Below are 1686 nucleotides of genomic sequence, written 5' to 3'. Positions count from 1 at the left end.
CCTCGGGCATTCATGCCGATTGAGCGGAAACCCGTGTCAATCACGAAGAATGATGCTCTGAGCTGGGATAATTCGACTTGCGAAGGTTGAATCAGTCCCAGTTCGAGGAGCACCATTCCGGTGAGCAAGTCTACGTCCCCCTATCCCCACCTGTCCGCATCAGCCACCGGAACCGGCCTCGTGTCGCATGCCGGAGCCGTCCTGCTGCTGCGCACCGCGGAGAAAACCGGACTTGCCACGGCATTGACGACCGAACTCGCACCGTATCGAAAGCCGTTGACCCGACACGATCCCGGCAAGATCGTCCTCGACCTCGCGGTATCCCTCGCACTCGGTGGGGACTGCCTCGCCGACATCGCACAACTGCGCGCTCACCCCGAACTGTTCGGTGCGGTGGCCTCCGACCCGACCGTCTCCCGCCTGATCAGCAGGTTGGCCGCCGACACCGACACCGCACTGGCCGCGATCGACCGGGCCCGCGCCACCGCCCGCTCCCACGCCTGGGCCGCTGCCGGCACATCGGCTCCCGACCATGCCATCGACGAAGCGCATCCGCTGGTCCTCGACATCGATGCCACCCTGGTCACCGCGCATTCCGAGAAGGAACAGGCCGCCCCGACGTTCAAGCGAGGGTTCGGTTTCCATCCGTTGTGCGCGTTCGTCGACCACGGCACCGGCGGTACCGGTGAACCCGTCGCGATGCTGCTGCGGCCGGGTAACTCGGGATCGAACACCGCCTCCGATCACATCACCGTGGTGCAGGACGCACTCGCACAGTTGCCGCTCGACCCGGCATACCGGGTCGGGAAGAAGGTACTGGTCCGTATCGACGGCGCCGGCGGTACCCACCACCTGATCGAGTACCTCACCAAGCGTCGCCTATCGTACTCGATCGGATTCGGGTTGACCGACGCCCACGCCGACGCGATCGATCTGGTTCCGGAACAGGCCTGGACCCCGGCCTACGACGCCGACGGGCAGGTCCGCGACGGTGCCTGGATCACCGAGATCACCGACCTACTCGACCTGTCCACCTGGCCGAAAGGCATGCGGGTGATCGTCCGGAAGGAGCGCCCACACCCCGGTGCGCAGTTGCGGTTCACCGACCGCGACGGCCTACGCCTGACCGCGTTCGTGACGAACACCCGCCGCGGTCAGCTGCCAGATCTGGAGTTGCGGCATCGGCGACGGGCTCGGTGCGAGGACCGGATCCGGGCAGCGAAAGCCACCGGCTTGCAGAACCTTCCGTTGCACGGTTTCGACCAGAACCGCATCTGGTTGGCGCTCGTGCAACTGGCATGCGAGCTGCTCGCGTGGATGCAGATGCTCGCCTTGACCGAGGTTCCAGCGCGGCGGTGGGAACCGAAACGGCTGCGGCTGCGGTTGCTGTCGATCGCCGGGAAGATCGCCCGGCATGCCCGCCGTGTTCGTCTGCGACTGGCTGCGACAGCTCCGGATGTCGATCTTCTCGTGGCCAGCCTGAACCGGCTCGCAGCGCTACCTGCGCCTGCGTGACCTGCATGTACCAGTTTCATCGAGACGAAAGGACACGATTTCCGGGGCCGTGGACCCCGACGCCACCCGACCGTGTCGGGCAGTCGACCGTGGATGCACGCCGGATCCACGGTTTCCACACCCAATCCGAGACCGCTCAGGCCGGCACGCGGTCCGCGCGAAAGATTGAGG

At 65.9% G+C, this 1686-nt stretch carries 1 protein-coding gene; it reads left to right on the top strand.

The features are described from left to right. The first annotated feature begins 120 nt into the window (after positions 1-120). A complete protein-coding gene (locus QR64_RS02460) occupies positions 121-1515 on the top strand; it encodes an IS1380 family transposase (protein WP_039583925.1) in 1395 nt (464 codons plus the stop codon). Positions 1516-1686: the final 171 nt, after the last annotated feature.

Source organism: Rhodococcus sp. Chr-9 (genome assembly GCF_000801125.1).
GTDB lineage: Bacteria > Actinomycetota > Actinomycetes > Mycobacteriales > Mycobacteriaceae > Rhodococcus > Rhodococcus pyridinivorans.
Note: the sequence above shows the minus strand (reverse complement) of the source record. Positions and strands in the feature narration are given on the sequence as shown.